We start from the raw sequence: 16,873 nt of genomic DNA, 5'->3' as shown, positions 1-16,873 counted from the left end.
CCGGAGACGGAAACCGGAAGGGGTGTCGCGTTGGCGAAGCGACCGCAGCTCACCGGGCGAGCGGCCATCCTCGCGGTGGTCGTGTGCGCGATTTCGATGAGCCTCGCCTACCCCATCCGGGAGTACGTCGCGCAGCGGCGGCAGATCGCGCAGCTCGAGCAGCAGCAGACCCAGGCCCTCAGGAACCTGCAGAAGCTCGAGGAGCGCCGCAGGCAGCTGGAGGACCCGGAGTACATCAAGCGCCAGGCCAAGGAGCGGCTCCATTACTGCGAGCCCGGCGCCAAGTGCTTCGTGGTGCTCGACGCGGGAGAGGGCAAGGCCGCAGCGAAGGCGGGGGCCAAGCCGGCGGAGAAGGCCCCGTGGTATCTCACGCTGTGGCAGTCGGTCGAGGCGGCCGACAGCGGGCAGGACGCCGTCCAAGCGAGTGTGCAGACGGGCCAGGAGTGATGGCGAGGAGTTCGACAGTGGTGGATCAGGCCGATCTGGCCGCGGTGGAGGCCCAGCTCGGGCGTTCTCCGCGCGGGGTGCGGGCCGTCGCGCACAGGTGCCGCTGCGGCCTGCCCGACGTGCTGGAGACCGCTCCGCGGTTGCCCGACGGATCGCCGTTTCCCACGCTGTTCTACCTGACCTGTCCCAAGGCGGCGTCGGCCATCGGCACGCTGGAGTCGTCGGGCCTGATGAAGCTCATGCAGGCCAGGCTGGCGGAGGACCCCGATCTGGCCGCGGCGTATCTGGCGGCCCACGAGGACTACCTCGCCCGGCGGGATCGGGCCGCGAGCGAGGACGGCCTGGAGCCGCTTCCCCGCGACATGCAGACCGCCGGCGGCATGCCTGACCGGGTCAAGTGCCTGCACGCCCTGGTCGCCCACGAGCTGGCCGTCCCGGGAGCCAACCCGTTCGGCCGTGAGGCCCTCGACGCCCTGCCCGAATGGTGGGCGGAAGGGCCCTGCGCCGAAGCCGGGGAGTCGTCGTGAGGGTCGCGGCCGTCGACTGCGGCACGAACTCGGTGCGCCTCCTCATAGCCGACATCGCAGACATCGCAGACACCGCACGAGAGGCCAACGAACCGGTCGACATCGAGCGCCGGATGGAGATCGTCCGCCTGGGTCAGGGCGTCGACCGCACCGGACGGCTCGCGCCCGAGGCCCTGGAGCGCACGTTCACGGCGATGCGGAGCTACGCCAAGCTCATCGCCGAGCACGCGGGGCCGTCCGGATGGATGCCGGTCCGGGTCGTGGCCACGTCCGCGACCAGGGACGCGTCCAACCGGAGCGAGTTCGTGGCCGGGGTCACCGAGATCTTCGGCGTCGAACCCGAGGTGGTGACGGGCGAGGAGGAGGCGCGGCTGTCCTTCACCGGCGCCACGAGAGGCCAGGACACCGGGGAGCCTCCGTACCTCGTGGTGGACATCGGCGGCGGGTCGACCGAGTTCGTCGTCGGCTCCGGCGCCGTCGAGGGGGCGTTGTCGGTGGACATCGGCTGCGTACGGCTGACCGAACGGCATCTCAAGGCAGATCCGCCGGAGCCTGAGACGGTGGAGGCGGCGATCGCGGACATCGAGGCGGCCATGGACCGGGTGGAGGCCGTCGTGCCCGTCAGGGACGCGCGGACCCTGGTCGGTCTCGCGGGCTCGGTCACCACGGTCTCGGGCATCGCCCTCGGCCTGCCCGCCTACGACCCCGCGAGGATCCACCACTCCCGCATCCCCGCCGCGCAGGTCCACGAGGTCTCCGCGCGGTTGCTCGAGATGACCCGGGAGGAGCGCGCGGCCATCCCGGTCATGCATCCCGGGCGCGTGGACGTCATCGGGGCGGGCGCGCTCATCCTCGACCGCATCGTCCGCCGGTACGGCTTCGCCGAGGTCGTCGTCAGCGAGCACGACATCCTCGACGGGATCGCCTGGTCCCTGGTCTGACCACGATTCGTCTCCTCGAATCGTGAAGATCTTGCCGCTATTACGCAATGCATAGTACTGTGCGTCGCGTGGACAGCAGCCAGCTCCTCAAAGGGGTCCTCGATGTCGCCGTCCTCGCGGTGCTCGCCAAGCGGGACAGCTACGGCTATGACGTCGTGCGCAGTCTGCGTGAGGCCGGCCTGGAGGACGTGGGCGACGCCTCGGTGTACGGCACACTGCGCCGGCTCTTCAAGGCCGGGGCGCTCAACTCCTATGTGGTCGCGTCCGACGAGGGCCCGCACCGCAAGTACTACGGCCTGAACGACGTGGGCAGGTCGCTCCTCACCTCGTCGGCGACGACGTGGGCCTCGTTCGCCGCCACCATGAACCACCTGCTCAAGGAGGTTGCCTCGTGACCACCCCCCCGTTGAGCCCGGGCGCGTACGCCGAGGCGGTGCGGGCGGCGCTCGCCGACCTGCCCGCCGCGGACAGAGAGGAGATGCTCGAGGATCTCGACGACCATCTCATGGAGGTGGCCGCCGAGCCCGGCCTGACCCTGGAGGATCGCCTCGGCTCTCCCGAGGCGTACGCCGCGGAGTTGCGGGCCGCCTATGGGGGCCGGCCCGCCCGTCCGCGACGTCGTCTCACCGAGCGGACGCGCAACCGAGCCGCCGGCCTCCTCGGCACAGCTCACGCCCGGTTGATGCAACTGCCGCCGTACCGGCAGGCCGCCGCCTTCGCGCCCGAGTTACGGCCCGCCTGGTGGGTCCTGCGCGGCTACGCGGCGGCGCTGCTCATCCTGTCCGGGATCGGACCGCGTCGGCTGGTCCCCGGAGACGTGGCGGCGTGGGTGTTCACCCTCGCGCTGGTCTGGGCGTCGGTATGGGCCGGGCGCCGGGCCGTGCCCGGAGTCCCCGGCTGGGAGCGGGCGCTGCTGCTCGGCGCCAACGTCGTCGCCGCGATCGTGGTGCTGGCCACGATGATCGATCCGCCGGTTCAGAGCTCGGGATCCGTCGCCTTCGACGGCGGAGCACCCGTTCCCTACGGCGTGCAGGTGGAGAATGTCGCCGTCCTGGACGGGGGCAGCGTCTACAACATCATCCCGTACGACGAGAACGGGGCCCCGCTGCACAACGTGCGGCTCTACGACCAGGACGGCAGGCCGATCACCACCGACCCGGAGTCGTACGGCCGGGCGATCGCCGTCCCCTGCGAGGGCGAGCCGCCCATGCGCAACTCCTATCCGCTTCCGCTCATGCCGGAAGGGGCCTGGGTCGACCCGCCGCCGGGCGACGCCTCCGCGTGCGTCACGCCGAGCCCCGTGGCGTCGCCGACGGTCACGCCGTCGTCGACCGGCTCTCCGTCGGACGGAGCCACTCCGTCTTCACCGGAGGGAGCAACGCCCTCTCCGTCGCCCTCCGCCACACCGTCCGCGTCACCCACCAAGGCGAACGGGAAGTGAGAACAGGCCCCGCATGATGGCGCTCGGCCACCACACCAGCTCACCGGGGTCGGTGGCGAGCGCGAGACGGGGGAACCGGCGCAGCACGCTGCCGATCGCGACCTCCGCCTCGACCTTCGCGAGGGCCGCGCCGATGCAGTAGTGCGGCCCTCGCCCGAACCCGAGATGCGGTTCGCCGATCCTGCCGGGGGAGAACGCGTCGGGGTCGGGGAACACGGAGGGGTCCCGGTTGGCCGCGAGCAGGGACACCAGAATCGGATCTCCGGGGAGCATCCGCTGCCCGCCGATGACGACGGGTTCGGTGGGGAATCGCCAGGTGGCGTTCCGCACCGGGCCGTCGTAGCGGAGCATCTCGTCGACGACATCGGGGAGCAGGGAGAAGTCGGCGCGGAGCGCCGCGAGCTGCTCCGGGTGCCGTAAGAGCGCGAGAAGCCCGTTGCCGATCAACGCGACCGTCGTCTCGTGGCCCGCGATGAGCAACAGGAACGCCGTCGACGTCAGCTCGTCGGGATGGATCTCGCCCCGGTGGGAGCGCCGGACGAGCTCGGTGAGCAGGTCGTCGCCCGGCCGGGTGCGCTTGAGCGTGACGAGATCGCTCAGGAACTTCTCCAGCCCGTCGGTGGCGAGGGAGATCTGCTCGACCTCGGACGCCGCCGCCGAGTCGATCACCGAGGCGAGGTGGTGGAAGGCCTCACGGTCCTCCTCGGGCACGCCGAGCAGGTCGCAGATGATCGTGATCGGCAGCGGGTAGGCGAGGTCGGCGACCAGATCGGCCTCGTCGCCGTCCAGGCGGTCGAGCAGGCCGTCCGTCACCTCCTGCGCGCGGGTTCGCAGGCCCTCCATGCGCCGGGGAGTGAAGGTGGCGCTGACCAGCCGCCGAAGCCGGGTGTGGTCCTCGCCGTCCGCGTTGATCATGTGGCGAGCGAGGGAGGGGCGGTGGTCCAGCGGCAGCCCGAGGCTCGCGGCGCGCCACTCGGGTGAGCCCGACGCCGGATCCTTGGACAGGGACGGGTGGGTGAGCGCCTCGACGGCGTCCTCGTATCGGGTGACAAGCCAGGCCTCGCACCCGGGCAGCGGGACTCGGGTGACGGGGGCGTTGCGCCGCAGCCACTCGAACGCGGGATAGGGGTCGGCGTCGAATGCGGGGCCGAACAGTGGGGGGCACGAGTCGGTGGACACGGGCGAGTATTTACCCCGGCATACCGGAGAAAAGTCGTGGAGAAGGGCAATATCCGGTGATCAGCGAGACCGCGGCCACGCCGCCGGCCCCCTTGCTGGCACGATCGGATCCATGAGTCGCGTACCTCCCGGAACCGGTTGGCCGGACGATCCCGCCCGGCCCGACACCCCTGTCGCGCACGACCCCCTGGAGGTCGCCGCGCTGGCGACGGACAGCGGGACGCTGGCGGAACTCACCGCCCGGCAGTCGGTGTGCCGGGCCTGCCCGCGACTGGTCGAGTGGCGGGAGTCCGTCGCCGACGTCAAGCGGCGGGCGTTCGCGGAGGAGACCTACTGGGGCCGCCCCATCGCCGGCTGGGGGGACGACAGGCCGCACACGCTCATCGTGGGGCTCGCCCCCGCCGCGCACGGTGGGAACCGTACCGGCCGGATCTTCACGGGGGACCGCAGCGGGGACTGGCTCTTCGCGTCGCTGTACCGGACCGGCCTCGCCGTACAGGAGACGAGCGTCCGCGCGGGCGACGGCCAGCGTCTGATCGGCGCGCGGATGATGGCGGCTGTACGGTGTGCGCCGCCCGCCAACAAGCCGACGCCGGAGGAGCGGGACTCCTGCTTCCCGTGGCTCACCCGCGAACTCGCGCTGGTGGCGGAGTCCACACGGGTCGTCGTGGCCCTCGGCGGCTTCGCCTGGCAGGCGGTGTGGCCGGCGCTGCGTGAGGCCGGTTTCTCACTGCCCCGGCGACGCCCGCCCTTCGGCCACGGAGTCGAGGTTCCCCTCTCGTACGGCTCGGCACCCGTGACGCTGCTCGGCTGCTACCACCCGAGCCAGCAGAACACGTTCACGGGACGGGTCACGGCGGAGATGCTCGACGCGGTGTTCGCGCGGGCGGTCGCGCTGGGCGGTCCGCACCCTGGTCACCACCCTCGCCGAACGCCCCCTTCGACGGCCGCAGGCGAGGCCCCTGCTCACACCGCCGACGATCGCTTGTGAATGCTTTCACGAGTGTGAAGTCGGTCACGAAGAGAAATTCTCGCGACCTTCGTAAAGGAAGAAGGCGCTGACCAGGCTGAATCGGAAAATATCGAAGAAGTTTCGCTCTGAGCGGATTGGCGCCGATGCCGTCTCGTGACGTAACCTTGTGAATGCTTTCACAAGCAATCGAGGCACGAAGGGCATCCGTGGTGAACCGCAAGCCGAAGCACATTGTCATCGTCGGCGGTGGATACGTGGGCCTCTACACCAGCCTGCGCCTCCAGCGCACGCTCCGCCGTGAGCTGCGTGACGGGAGCGTTCGGATCACGCTCATCGATCCGCAGTCCTACATGACCTACCAGCCATTCCTTCCCGAGGCCGCGGCGGGCAACATCTCGCCGCGCCACGTCGTGGCCCCGCTGCGCCGGGTGCTCCCCAAGGTCCGGGTCCTCAACGGCAAGGTCTCCAAGGTCCACCACGAGGCCAGGACGGTGACCTTCGAGCCCTCCGTCGGTCAGTCGCGGGAGATCGAGTACGACGTCGTCGTCATGGCCGCCGGCTCCATCTCGCGCACGCTGCCGATCCCCGGCCTGGCGGACGCCGCGATCGGCTTCAAGACCGTCGGTGAGGCCATCGCACTGCGCAACCGCGTGCTGGCCCTGCTCGACCGGGCCGACTCGAGCGAGGACGAGGAGGTGCGCCGCCGCGCCCTGACCTTCGTCGTGGTCGGCGGCGGCTTCGCGGGCATCGAGGCGCTCGCCGAGCTCGAGGACATGACCGAGGACGCGATCAAGTACTACCCGAGCATCCAGCAGAAGGACCTGCGCTGGGTCCTCATCGAGGCGAGCGACCGTATCCTGCCCGAGGTCGGCCCCGAGATGGGCGAGTGGACGGCGGAGGAGCTCCGCGAGCGCGGCATCGAGCTCAAGATGAAGACCCTCCTCAAGTCCTGCGAGGGTGGCCTGGTGAAGACCTCGGACGGAGACTCCTTCGAGTCGGCCACGATCGTCTGGACGGCGGGCGTCAAGCCCAGCCCGGTCGTCAACTCCGGCGACCTCCCGCTCGACGAGCGCGGCCGGATCATGACCACGACCCGCCTCACGGTGGCCGGGGTCAAGGGCGCCTTCGCGGCCGGAGACGTCGCCGGCGTGCCCGACGTGACCAACCCGGGCCAGTACTGCGCGCCCAACGCCCAGCACGCCGTCCGCCAGTCCAAGGTCCTGGGCGACAACATCACGGCCTACCTCCGCGGGGAGAAGCTGAAGGATTACCGGCACAAGTACGCCGGATCGGTCGCCGGCCTGGGGCTCCACAAGGGCGTCGCGAACGTCTACGGGGTGAAGCTACGCGGGATCCCGGCGTGGTTCATGCACAGGACGTATCATCTGTCGCGGGTGCCTACGGTGAATCGTAAGGTCCGCGTGGTGGCCGACTGGACGTTGTCGCTGTTCTTCAAGAGGGAGACCGTCTCGCTCGGCCAGCTCGAGAACCCCCGCGACGAGTTCAGGGCCGCCGCTCAGAGCGGTCCCGCACGCTAGATCGTCACCGTACGGCCCGCGCTCCGCATCCGGGGCGCGAGCCGTCCGGCGCCCGAGCACGATGCCGGCCACCCCTTCCGTCGGCGGTGCGGTCAAACGTGACTGCGACGGAGGGTGGGACGAAGGTGGGGCTCTACGCTGTAACTGTGATCGGGAGGGACCGCCCGGGCACAGTCGCCGAGGTCACGAGAGCGGTCGCCGGTGGTGGTGCCATCGGTGACTCCTCGATGAGCCTGCTCGGCGGCCATCTCGCGATGACCTTCGTCGTCTCGGCCGGCATCTCGGGCGATCTCCTCGGTGAGAGCCTGACCCGGGGCATCCCCGAGTTGACCGTCGCCGTGACGGATCTCGCTCCCGCGCCGGTCGCCCCGTCCGCCGCCCCCGGCTCGGCCGTCCCACCTGTCCCGGTGGCGTCGTCCGGGGATCTCACGGACGACGGTCCTCCCGGGCTCGCCTACGCACTGACTCTCCACGGCCCCACCAGGACCGACGTCCTCCCGGTGGCCACCGGCCTGCTCGCAGAGGTCGGCTGTGCCGTCACCTCGATGACCACACGAGTCGCCGGGAACCTGTTCGTCCTGGTGGCGGATGTGGAACTGCCCGCCCAGGCTGACGTGGCCTCGCTGATGCGGGCGATGGCCGCGGCCCTGGACGGATTCCGGATCGCCTTCCGGCCGGCCGACCCGGCGGTGATGTGATGGAAGACGACAGGCGTACCTGTCTGATCGAGGGGGTGGTCACCGCGCCGCACCATCTGCTCGTGACACCGGCGGCCTCTGTGGACCCGTCCGATGCCGTGGTGTCCTCCGTCGTGCGCCATCTGCTGGAGGTCATGCGCAGTACGCCGGGGTGCCGCGGCCTGACGGCCCCCCAACTCGGCGTCGGATGGCGGCTGATGTGCCTCGACGTCTCCGGCCATCCCTCGACCCGGTCGTGTTCGGGGGAACTGGTCATCGCCAACCCGGAGGTCGTCGAGGCGGCCGACTGGGACGTGGCCCGCGAAGGCTGCCTGTCGGTGCCGGGCCTGGCCGCGGAGGTCGCCCGGGCCACTCAGATCACGGTCCAGGGCGTACGACCAGGCACGGGTGAGCCGATGACGCTTCACGCCGACGCCTTCGAGGCCCGTTGCGTCCAGCATCAGATCGATCATCTGGACGGCCTGCTCTTCCTGGACCGGGTCGCCGGAACGAGAGCCATGCACGCTGTCCGGAAAGGGGGACAAGCGGCGTAAGGGCTAACCAGTTACAGATGAGTGGTCCGTGGCATATGATCGCGGCGCCCCCGTAGCCCAACGGCAGAGGCAAGCCCCTTAAAAGGGCTGCGTTGTGGGTTCGAGTCCCACCGGGGGCACAGTTTCCGCCAAGCATGAGCAAGCCCGTGACCAGCAGACATGCGGTCACGGGCTGATTTGTTTTGTCCAGCGATCTACGGCTGTCACCGGTCTGTTGCGACGGGCTGTGCCCCCGGCTTGCCCCGGACTCCTGTGGTCGATCGGTGTGATGCACATCACTCACAGAGAGACTGCCGCGGGTGTGAGCCAGCACAAGATCAACAAGAGTAGAAGAGATTCCTCCCTGCCTGCGGGAAAGCTGGTGGTGATGAGTGCCCTTATGGGGTCGATTGGGCGCCCTAGGCGAGATTTTCGGGGGATGATTTTCTACCGCGCCTAACGATCTCTGATTTAATGCGGGGGTCCGCAATTTTCGTAAGAAGGTTGCGGAAATAAGGGAGCCCTCCCCGTGCCCTGTGGGCATAGCTGGACACGGGAAGGGCCTGGTGGCCATGGGCTATCTCCTAGCGGAGGAGGATGACCCCATGGAGGTCTTCCGCTTCAGTGCGGAACTCAGCAACGACCTCAATCTGGCAACGCTTAAAGCCTTGACAGACCTCGAAGTTGAGGCAGTGGCGACGGCGGAACCCACGCCAGGCGCATTGGAGCTGATCCGACGGTCGCGAGACGCCGGCAAGGCGGTCGCAGTGGTCAGCAACAACTCACAAGCGGCAGTGATGGCCTTTGTTTCAGCCACACGGTCTCCTGTCCGCTGTGGACCTAATCTCGGCTCGGGTAGACCCCAATCCAGGGCTTATGAAGCCGAATCCTCACCTAGTGCAACAGGCTACCCTCGGGCTCGGGGCAGATCCCTCACTGACGCTGCTTGTCGGGGACTCAGCAACGGACATGCTGGCGTCCAAGGCTGCGGGTGTAACTGCTGTGGGCTATGCCAACAAGCCAGGCAAGGCAGATCGGCTTTCTGCAGCAGGCGCCGATGTGCTGGTGACGAGCATCAATGAACTACTAGTTGCGCTGTAACGATATTGCATTTTCCGCGGACTTCGATATTTCGCGCTCTGAAAGAGAATCCACCACATGAATATTGTGGAACAATATTGGTCCGGTGTGGCGCGGCGTCTGCAAGAGGAAGTTGGCACTTTCAACCGCCTAATCGGCCATATGGGAGAGCAGGGCCGTGCTAATGAACTATCACTAGTTCAACTTTTGGAGCGGCTACTCCCGAAGCGATATGGTGTAGGTTCTGGGATGATCATTGACGCTGAGGGAAGTATGTCAGCTCAGACGGACATCATCGTGTATGACGCAGCGGACGAGCCTGCGATTATGGCCCAGACCACTCAAGTGCTCTTCCCTATCGAAAGTGTCGAGCTGGCAATTGAGGTGAAAACAACGCTTGACGGCGAAGAACTGGAAGACTTCTCGAAGAAAAAGGAGAAGTTGAACCGGCTTGTATCGCATCGGGGCACATCGCCGCCGGCTTTTGCCTTGCTTGCCTATCAGGCGCAATTACCTCCCACTATCGCAAAGAGTGTAAGAACTATTTCGGACCGGCTGCGCCCAGACGTCTTCTGCGTAGTAACACCGGGGATACTTGGCGGTCGGAAGCGATTTCTCGAAGGGGGCGATAGCGCGGACTACAAGATGGGGCTTGTTCCCCTTCACGCGCGCAATAGCGAAGGAGAAAGAGTGCCAGGCTCGTGGGAGAGGCCCACGAATGAAGAGCGTAGCGTGGCACTTCGAGAGTCGATAGCGTACCCCGCCACTCGACTGAGCGCTCGACAAGAGGACCGTATTATCGGTGAGCCAGGACGCGCTCTGTTGATCTATTCTGCGGCTCTCCTGCGCATACTCTCGTCCGGCAAGAGTTTGGGTGAGCCGTCATTAACGCATTATCTTAGGCCGCCGGCTCAAGAACTTGAGGAGCTTTAGCTAGGCACGCAAGAACTCGCTGCCGCCAGCGCAAACAACCAGCTCCTTCATGCTTAATGCCTTGAGCCTTAAGCTTTCGCAAGCATCATATAGGCATGTCCGCGTTGGTAGCGCCTTACGATCCTCTGTAACTACAACGAGGTTCGGCCCATTTTGCTCGCGCGCCATCAGCGCCATGCCCGCCACATGTACCTGTGTCTGTTCCAGGTCGTCGTCGAAGTCAGCCAGATCGGGGCACAACCCGAGTACTTCCTCTTGCCACTCACCCGCGACGCTTTTGTGAACTCTGGATCCCGAGACCGCTTTTATCCATACATGTATGGGTTCGTCTGTGGCGTATTTGGCGCAGTCCTTAACAACTAGGTCGGGGAAGAACAGATGCTCAGCTTTAACCATGTCGGTAAGGTGATTTAATACCTGCATAGTGCTGCGCTGATCGAGGCAAAGTTTAGGAAGATGTAATACGGCGTGGGCGTCTACTACACAGCGGTATTCATATTCCATCAGGCGACATCCGTTAGCCGACTTCTTAGGTTGGCTAGCTGCTCGCCATTCACATTCAAAAATCTTCTGCCGTCGAGCTCTGATATCTTGTTATCATCGATGGCAGCGATTACCAGGCGCGGATATGTTGTCCCATACTCACGCAGGCGTACTTCAGGTGTGGTCTGTCCTCCGTTCGGGTTGGGAAAAGGCTTGTCGTGCTCATAGCTGCCACTACGAATGTATTGATATAGCGACCAGTCGGCAGCCCCAAGCTCAATCAGTCTCAAAGCAACGCATTGATAGCTCGCCTTATAGCGGTTGGATATTAGGCGAACGCTATCCAAGTCGTCGCTTTCGATATATCCCTTTTTAAGGTTGCGACCGAGATACTCCCTCAGGTGTTGCCGGGGCATCATGAAGGCGCTTGCAAACCGGTCGCACCAGCGCTCGTGTGAATCGTCCGGGAGATCGCATACCGCTTGCTCTCCTAAAGTTAGATGAGCAAGTTCATGGAGCATTGTAAATGTCCGAGCGGAAGCTATATGCCCGGTACTGTTAACGGCAATTAGTGGAACCTGGGCGTCCGCGATGGAGAAGCCGCGGCATTGGCTGCGCCCCATCTGAATCTGGAGCACGAGGATTCCGCGCTCTTCAAGGGCGGAACGCAATCGCTTATTGGCGCCGGCCTTGGTGCTCGCTCTAACCTGATAGACCGTATTCCACTGCAACCAGGACCTAGCCTCGATTGCAGCCTTTTCTGGGTCCCCGTTTGATATGGGAAATGAGACCCGTTCCTCTGGGTTGATTTCCTTGAGAACCCAGGATGCGATCTTTTGGCGACGAGCGGCAGTTCGAATCTCGTTTAGCTCATCTGGGCTGATTTTTCGAGGACCGCTTGATCCGATTGGTGCACGAAACGAGGCTACTGTTGTAGAAGATGCAGGGGGGTTAGGCAAGAAGAAGAAGGATGTTGAACGCTTCAACACCTTGGCAACGGAGCGCAAGGCAGTCAGGCCAGGCTTATCGTGGCCAGCCAGCCAAGATTGAACTTCGGCCACATTTATATTTGCTCTATTGGCCAGCTCGTTCTCATCAATGTCCGACTGCTTCATCGCCCAAGCGAGAAGAGCTGGGTTGATGTCTTGTCGAACGGATGGCATGTGTAGACCCTACATCCGTTGATCTGCTATGTCATCGATCTATAAGGTGAGGATCGGTACATCCCGAGATACGGCGCGTTGTCCGAATGTCCAGTAGGTCATAACCGTTACGGGCTCGTAATTGCAGCGTTGTTGCTTCTTCTCACAAGCGTGGGCTGGGCGCCTGCGGAGGTCGTAGCTGACTGACGCTGGTGTTGCATTGGCGATCCGATTGGGCGGCGACGTGCAGGAGGGATACACGAGAGCTGTGTGACGGCTCAGTGCTGCCGCGGTGCCGGCCAAACCAACCTCGACCATACGGGCGTCTTCGGGGAGTGCGATCTCTCCAGGATGATTGAAAGGGCGGGTCCCTGTGCAGTGAGGTTGCCACCTTCGGGGGATGTTGGCGCGGTAGTTTCGCCTCCTGCGGGTCCTGCTTGCATGGGATGGCGTGGTAACCGCACCGCTATACCTAACGCGCGCGCACGCGCGGTTAGCACGCCTGGAGGTCTTCCAGCAACCTTACAGGTTGAAGTCTCAGGCGACGGCAGCTCTCCTGGCCCCAACGCATTCGCTAAGTACCTGCTCAGATGCATAGGGCTGTCCATATGTCGGCCTTGAATTTGGTCAGGGCTAGGGGAGGAGAGCTGGAGCTTTGAGCGTTTGCGGGCCTGTTCGGTCTATCTGCGACCAGACATCGCCTCAGGGGCGGCGTGGCCTCCATACCGCTATACCTAACGCGCGCACGCGCGCGTATAGCATACTTGTCGGGTTCTCTGCAACCTGGTGTAGGAAGGTCTCGACTGTCGTCAGCCTTGCCAACCTTTATTCTTTAGCTTATTTGCCTCGATGTATATGCGCTTATTTTGTGCCGGATGCTGGTTCTGCGGACTATGATTGCCTCATACTATTGGCGTCCGTATCTGATTGAAGAATCATCCGTGCTATAGGTATTCACTAGGCTTGCGACGCGGCTAGTTTAAGGATTTCCGACTTGCAAAAGTTCGGCTAGATGCATATTTGTTTTGCGTTTTGCGCGTGATTCAAAGCGTTGGATTCCAATTTATTGAATTAATCCTTGTGGCACGAAAGTTGCAAAACGGACCAAGTGGGCAATTCAATTTAATGTCGCATCGCGTCGCATGTCGGACATGAGAGCATGATTCCTTGTAGTCACGAACAACGATGTATGCGTCATATGCACTCAGGCGTCCGGAATCGCGAATGTGGCTGGGGGTGGCCCTGGGCCGGCGAAGTGATATTCTCGCGCGCCGCGCGGCGCGGGCGCGTTCTAGCACCCTCCATACGGCTCTGTAAAGCCTTCTGGCGCGCGTGCGGGATCTGATCCAGGCAAAACATTGGCGCGCGTATTGCGTGTCGCACGGGGCTTCTGGGGGCGCTAATCTACGAAGTGCAGCGTGAGCCACCGTGGACACGCTGTTACGGCCATCGGCTGTCGCCATAAAAAGCGACAGCCGCCCGGTGCAAGCGGGCGGCTGCCATCTTCACGAAGCATGACTCGAAAGGAGTCAGACTTGAGCCTCATCGTACCCGCTAGTACGTGGATTGGTGAAGTTATCCAGTCCGAAGCCGGGGGATCCCCGGAGCCGTTCTCCCTGGTAGACCTGGTGACCAACGTGTGGATGGGGGCCAACGCCTGGGTGTACGCGGCCAGCGCCTCCATCTTCGCGGGCGTGGTGCTGCCGGCCGTGTGGTCGACGAAGCCGTTCCGCAGGAAGGCTGCCGCGGAGATGGTCGACCGACTGCTCCGCTTCTTCCGTCGACGACGCTAGCCCGGACACGGGGGGCACGGGGTAGAGCGGCTGTGCCCCCTGTGCCCCCCGCGTGCCCCCGATGTGGAGATGAGGCGTGCCCTCGGCATGTATGTCCAGGTCCCAGCGTCGTTCGGGTTCGATCCCGGCGCCCCTTAAAAGGGCTGCGTTGTGGGTTCGAGTCCCACCGGGGGCACAGTTTCCGCCAAGCATGAGCAAGCCCGCGACATGGACATCAGGTCGCGGGCTGATCTGTGTTTTCCGGCGGTCCATGGCTGACATCGACCGACCACGGGCGGCCGTGCCCCTGGTGTGCCCGTGAGGTCACGTCGCTTTCAGGGCGGCATCGACACGTTTCCTGGCCGGCTCTTCCTGGTGGCCCGCTGCCGCTTCGCGGTGGGTCGACAGCAGACGAGAGATCAGGCAGGCCCGGCCCATAGACGGCCGCGATGGCCAACCCAGCAGAAATTCTGCTGGTTTGGCCGTGGTGCGAACTTTTGGAAGCTCTGCGGGAGAGAAGGGCTGAACCATCCCCCGACTGAGAAGAGGCCGCTCATGATGAAGGAGCCCAAGCGGTGCTGCCTGAGATGACCAGCCCACCCGCGGTTTCCTCCCCGGCCCCGGACGACGCCGAGGTGATCGCGGCCTCCTTGAGCGACTCCGAGCGCTTCGCGACCATCTTCGATCGGCATGTCGAAGAGATCCATCACTACATCGCCCGCAGGGTCGGTACAGACGCGGCCGACGACATCGTCGCGGAGACCTTTCTGGCGGCCTTCCGGCGACGGTCCGTCTACGACGTGTCCCGCTCCGACGCGCGCCCGTGGCTGTACGGCATCGCCACCACGCTCGTCGCGCGTCACCGGCGTTCCGAAGTGCGGTACCTGCGGGCTCTGAGTCGCACGGGGGCGGACCCGCTGCCGGAGTCGCTGGCCGACGGCGTCGTCAACCGGCTCGTCACTCATGACCAGAAGCGGCGGCTGGCGGGGGCGCTGGCGACGCTGGGACAGGGTGACCGCGATGCCTTGCTGCTCGTGGTGTGGGGCGAGCTGACCTACGAGGAGACCGCTAGGGCCCTCGACATCCCCTTGGGAACCGTGCGCTCGCGTCTGAACCGGGCGCGCCACAAATTACGCGCCCGGCTCGGTCGAAACGACCTGACGAAGGAGACCCACGATGGATGAGCTGCACATGCTCGCCGAGCTGCGCAGGGACACGCCGCCGATCCGCGCGGGCGCCTCGGGTGCGGCCCGCGCACGGCTGCTCGAGGAGATGACGGCTCCCAGCCGAAGCCGCGTCCGGTTGAGGCCGATCATCGTGCGAGCGGGCGTGGTCGCGGCGCTGGCATCGGCGATCATCACCGCGATCGCCGTGCCGCGGGACACCGGCGGAGACCCCGCAAGGCCGGGCGTGGTCGCCGTGCTGGCCGGGGCGCAACCCGCCGTGGCGGCTGTGGCAAAGCGGGCGCGTACCGCGGCGGAGAAGCAGTCGACGGAGAAGGTGCCCGCGGACTCCTGGACGTACGTGCGGACGCTGCAGCGGGAAACCGAGTCGCACGACTTGTCGGACCTGCGGGATTGGTACACCGCGGATGGCCGTTGGAACGCCGGCGTCGACGACGACGGCCGTGTCACGGTGTCGGAAATCGATCCTGAGCGTGACGTTCCGTCCGCTGCCTTCCTCCTGGGCGCGCCGACCGAGCCGGAAGGCATGGCACGGCACGTCTACGCGGAAGTCGACAGGATCATCGCGGCGGAGCGCGCGGGAGGCATCCGCTCATCGACTGTCGACACCTCGCGCGGGCGGGACGTCGCCGCGTTCGCACTGGTGAAAGAGGCGTTGAAGAGGTATTACGTCACGCCGCGCCAGCAGGCGGCCCTGTACGGCGCGCTGGCCTACATCCCCGGCGTGACGGTGATCGAGGATGTCGAGGACGCGGCCGGGCGGCACGGCCAGGCGTTCGGCATCATCGACGCGCAGTCGGTGCGGTCGGAGATCGTCTTTGACCGGCGCACCTACCGTTATCTGGGGTCTCGCTCCGTGTTCACCGAGGACTACACGGAATCGCCACCTCCGCCCGGCGTGGACAGCGACTACGACCCCGACAATCCGCTGCACTTCGCGAAGGGCACCGTCGTCGAGTTGACCGCGAAAATGGACGCCGCCGTGGTCGACGGCCCGGGTCAACGCCCATGAGGCCCGGGACCCGGGCGCGAGCCGTACCAGGAGCGGAAGACACCAGGTCAGGCGAAGTCCCGGGCGTGGTCGCGGACCCATTCGCCGAACGTGCGGGCGGGCTTGCCTGTGACCTGCTCCGCGGTGGGCAACGAGTCGGACGCGGTGAGGCCGGTGGGGCCGGAGTCCTCGGTCTCCGATCGGCCGGCTTCGTTGCCCGCGTAATCCTCGAACCCGGTGAGGAAGCGGGCGTTCGCCGCGGCGAAGCCGCCTTGGGCCAGATACATCTCGCGAGCCTGGGCGGGGGTCACGACCTCCAGGCGGATGTCCTGGCCGATGGCCTCGGCGATGGCGCGGACCTGGTCACGGCGGCTGATGAATTCGGGGCCGTTCAGGGTGTAGGCGGCGCGCTGATGCCCGTCCTCCAGGAGGGCGGCCGTGGCGACGTCGGCGATGTCCCGCTCGTGCACCGGGTGCCAGGCCAGGTCGGGGAACGGATCGCGGACGACCCGCTCGGCCCGGATCGAGGGCCCCCACAGCCACAGCTTGTTCAGCATGAACTCGCCGGGCCGCACATGGGTCCACTCCATGCCGGAGGCCTCTACGGCCTGCTCCACGGGCAGATGGAAATCGGTGTCGTAGCCGGCGGTCACCGCGCCCGACGACAGGACGACCACGCGGCGGACTCCGGCCTCCTCGGCCAGATCGACCACCTCGGGCGCGGTCGCCGCGAACGGAAACAGATACATCCTGGTCACGCCGTCCAGCGCCTGACGCAGACTCTCCGGCCGCGCCAAGTCGCCCTGAACCACCTCGGCCCCCTGGGGCAGGGCGGCCTGATCGGGATTCCTGCTCAGCGCCCTTACGGCGACGCCCGCCTGGAGGAGTTGCTCGGTGACGATCCGGCCTACGTTTCCGGTTGCGCCGGTAACGAGAATTCGCATTTCTCCATCTTCGACGGCGAAAGCTCGCCCAGGCAAACGTGAACGTACCATTCACATTTCATGTCTGACCTGCGGAAACGCGCTATTT

18 protein-coding genes and 2 tRNA genes are annotated in these 16,873 nt (G+C 65.6%); 16 read left to right on the top strand and 4 right to left on the bottom strand.

Annotation, left to right across the window (positions count from 1 at the left end; translation table 11 throughout):
* The first annotated feature begins 30 nt into the window (after positions 1-30).
* The 5 genes from Pmi06nite_RS16245 (at position 31) to Pmi06nite_RS16225 (ending at position 3,356) form a co-directional block, all read left to right on the top strand.
* Positions 31-447, top strand: a complete 417-nt coding sequence (locus Pmi06nite_RS16245; RefSeq protein ID WP_203953815.1) for an FtsB family cell division protein — start codon at positions 31-33, stop codon at positions 445-447.
* Positions 447-974: a DUF501 domain-containing protein gene (locus tag Pmi06nite_RS16240; RefSeq protein ID WP_203953814.1), complete on the top strand. Its 528-nt coding sequence runs from the start codon at positions 447-449 to the stop codon at positions 972-974. Before Pmi06nite_RS16245 ends, Pmi06nite_RS16240 begins: the two co-directional genes overlap by 1 nt.
* Positions 929-1,915, top strand: coding sequence for a Ppx/GppA phosphatase family protein (locus tag Pmi06nite_RS16235; protein WP_203953813.1), 987 nt, complete (start codon positions 929-931; stop codon positions 1,913-1,915). The genes Pmi06nite_RS16240 and Pmi06nite_RS16235 overlap by 46 nt, the downstream gene beginning before the upstream one ends.
* A gap of 68 nt (positions 1,916-1,983) precedes the next feature.
* Positions 1,984-2,310: a PadR family transcriptional regulator gene (locus tag Pmi06nite_RS16230; RefSeq protein WP_203953812.1), complete on the top strand. Its 327-nt coding sequence runs from the start codon at positions 1,984-1,986 to the stop codon at positions 2,308-2,310.
* On the top strand, positions 2,307-3,356 hold the full coding sequence (locus Pmi06nite_RS16225; protein ID WP_203953811.1) for an HAAS signaling domain-containing protein: 1,050 nt from the start codon (positions 2,307-2,309) through the stop codon (positions 3,354-3,356). Before Pmi06nite_RS16230 ends, Pmi06nite_RS16225 begins: the two co-directional genes overlap by 4 nt.
* On the opposite strand, the gene Pmi06nite_RS16220 is transcribed toward Pmi06nite_RS16225, so the two are convergent.
* Positions 3,330-4,535, bottom strand: a complete 1,206-nt coding sequence (locus tag Pmi06nite_RS16220) for a cytochrome P450 family protein (protein WP_203953810.1) — start codon at positions 4,533-4,535, stop codon at positions 3,330-3,332. The two genes, Pmi06nite_RS16225 and Pmi06nite_RS16220, sit on opposite strands and share 27 nt — an antisense overlap.
* Before the next feature lie 112 nt (positions 4,536-4,647).
* Between Pmi06nite_RS16220 and Pmi06nite_RS16215 the strand changes: the two genes are divergently transcribed.
* From Pmi06nite_RS16215 to Pmi06nite_RS16185, 7 genes are all read left to right on the top strand, one after another.
* Positions 4,648-5,526, top strand: coding sequence for a uracil-DNA glycosylase (locus tag Pmi06nite_RS16215; RefSeq protein ID WP_203953809.1), 879 nt, complete (start codon positions 4,648-4,650; stop codon positions 5,524-5,526).
* A gap of 152 nt (positions 5,527-5,678) precedes the next feature.
* A complete protein-coding gene (locus tag Pmi06nite_RS16210) occupies positions 5,679-7,046 on the top strand; it encodes an NAD(P)/FAD-dependent oxidoreductase (RefSeq protein ID WP_203953808.1) in 1,368 nt (455 codons plus the stop codon).
* A gap of 146 nt (positions 7,047-7,192) precedes the next feature.
* Positions 7,193-7,744: an ACT domain-containing protein gene (locus Pmi06nite_RS16205; RefSeq protein ID WP_239113949.1), complete on the top strand. Its 552-nt coding sequence runs from the start codon at positions 7,193-7,195 to the stop codon at positions 7,742-7,744.
* Positions 7,744-8,277, top strand: a complete 534-nt coding sequence (locus Pmi06nite_RS16200) for a peptide deformylase (protein ID WP_203953807.1) — start codon at positions 7,744-7,746, stop codon at positions 8,275-8,277. The genes Pmi06nite_RS16205 and Pmi06nite_RS16200 overlap by 1 nt, the downstream gene beginning before the upstream one ends.
* Positions 8,278-8,323: 46 nt before the next feature.
* Positions 8,324-8,396 (top strand) — tRNA-Leu (locus Pmi06nite_RS16195).
* A 694-nt stretch (positions 8,397-9,090) separates the two neighbouring features.
* Positions 9,091-9,357 (top strand): HAD family hydrolase, encoded by a 267-nt coding sequence (locus Pmi06nite_RS42985; RefSeq protein ID WP_373317301.1) that lies wholly within the window; start codon positions 9,091-9,093, stop codon positions 9,355-9,357.
* Positions 9,358-9,414: 57 nt separating this feature from the next.
* Entirely contained in the window at positions 9,415-10,269 is an 855-nt protein-coding gene (locus Pmi06nite_RS16185) for a DUF6602 domain-containing protein (RefSeq protein WP_203953805.1), read from the top strand.
* Here the strand turns inward: Pmi06nite_RS16185 and Pmi06nite_RS16180 are convergent, their stop codons facing one another.
* Positions 10,270-10,773, bottom strand: coding sequence for a hypothetical protein (locus Pmi06nite_RS16180; RefSeq protein WP_203953804.1), 504 nt, complete (start codon positions 10,771-10,773; stop codon positions 10,270-10,272).
* Positions 10,773-11,915 carry an ImmA/IrrE family metallo-endopeptidase gene (locus Pmi06nite_RS16175; protein WP_203953803.1) on the bottom strand — a complete coding sequence of 381 codons (1,143 nt, stop codon included), beginning with the start codon at positions 11,913-11,915 and terminating at the stop codon, positions 10,773-10,775. The genes Pmi06nite_RS16180 and Pmi06nite_RS16175 overlap by 1 nt, the downstream gene beginning before the upstream one ends.
* Positions 11,916-13,522: 1,607 nt before the next feature.
* Between Pmi06nite_RS16175 and Pmi06nite_RS16170 the strand changes: the two genes are divergently transcribed.
* The 4 genes from Pmi06nite_RS16170 to Pmi06nite_RS16155 all read left to right on the top strand — a co-directional run bounded on the left by Pmi06nite_RS16170 (position 13,523) and on the right by Pmi06nite_RS16155 (position 15,862).
* Positions 13,523-13,687, top strand: coding sequence for a hypothetical protein (locus tag Pmi06nite_RS16170; RefSeq protein WP_203953802.1), 165 nt, complete (start codon positions 13,523-13,525; stop codon positions 13,685-13,687).
* Between the two features lie 54 nt (positions 13,688-13,741).
* Positions 13,742-13,862 (top strand) — tRNA-Leu (locus Pmi06nite_RS16165).
* 379 nt (positions 13,863-14,241) lie between these two features.
* Complete coding sequence (locus Pmi06nite_RS16160) at positions 14,242-14,850, top strand: RNA polymerase sigma factor (protein ID WP_308442503.1); 609 nt, start codon at positions 14,242-14,244, stop codon at positions 14,848-14,850.
* Complete coding sequence (locus Pmi06nite_RS16155) at positions 14,843-15,862, top strand: CU044_5270 family protein (protein ID WP_203953801.1); 1,020 nt, start codon at positions 14,843-14,845, stop codon at positions 15,860-15,862. The genes Pmi06nite_RS16160 and Pmi06nite_RS16155 overlap by 8 nt, the downstream gene beginning before the upstream one ends.
* A 47-nt stretch (positions 15,863-15,909) precedes the next feature.
* Here Pmi06nite_RS16155 and Pmi06nite_RS16150 read toward each other — a convergent pair whose 3' ends face one another.
* Positions 15,910-16,785, bottom strand: coding sequence for an SDR family oxidoreductase (locus tag Pmi06nite_RS16150; protein WP_203953800.1), 876 nt, complete (start codon positions 16,783-16,785; stop codon positions 15,910-15,912).
* Positions 16,786-16,873: the final 88 nt, after the last annotated feature.

The sequence above is a fragment of the Planotetraspora mira genome (assembly GCF_016863275.1).
Taxonomy (GTDB): Bacteria; Actinomycetota; Actinomycetes; order Streptosporangiales; family Streptosporangiaceae; genus Planotetraspora; species Planotetraspora mira.
This window is presented reverse-complemented; position numbering and strand designations above follow the sequence as displayed.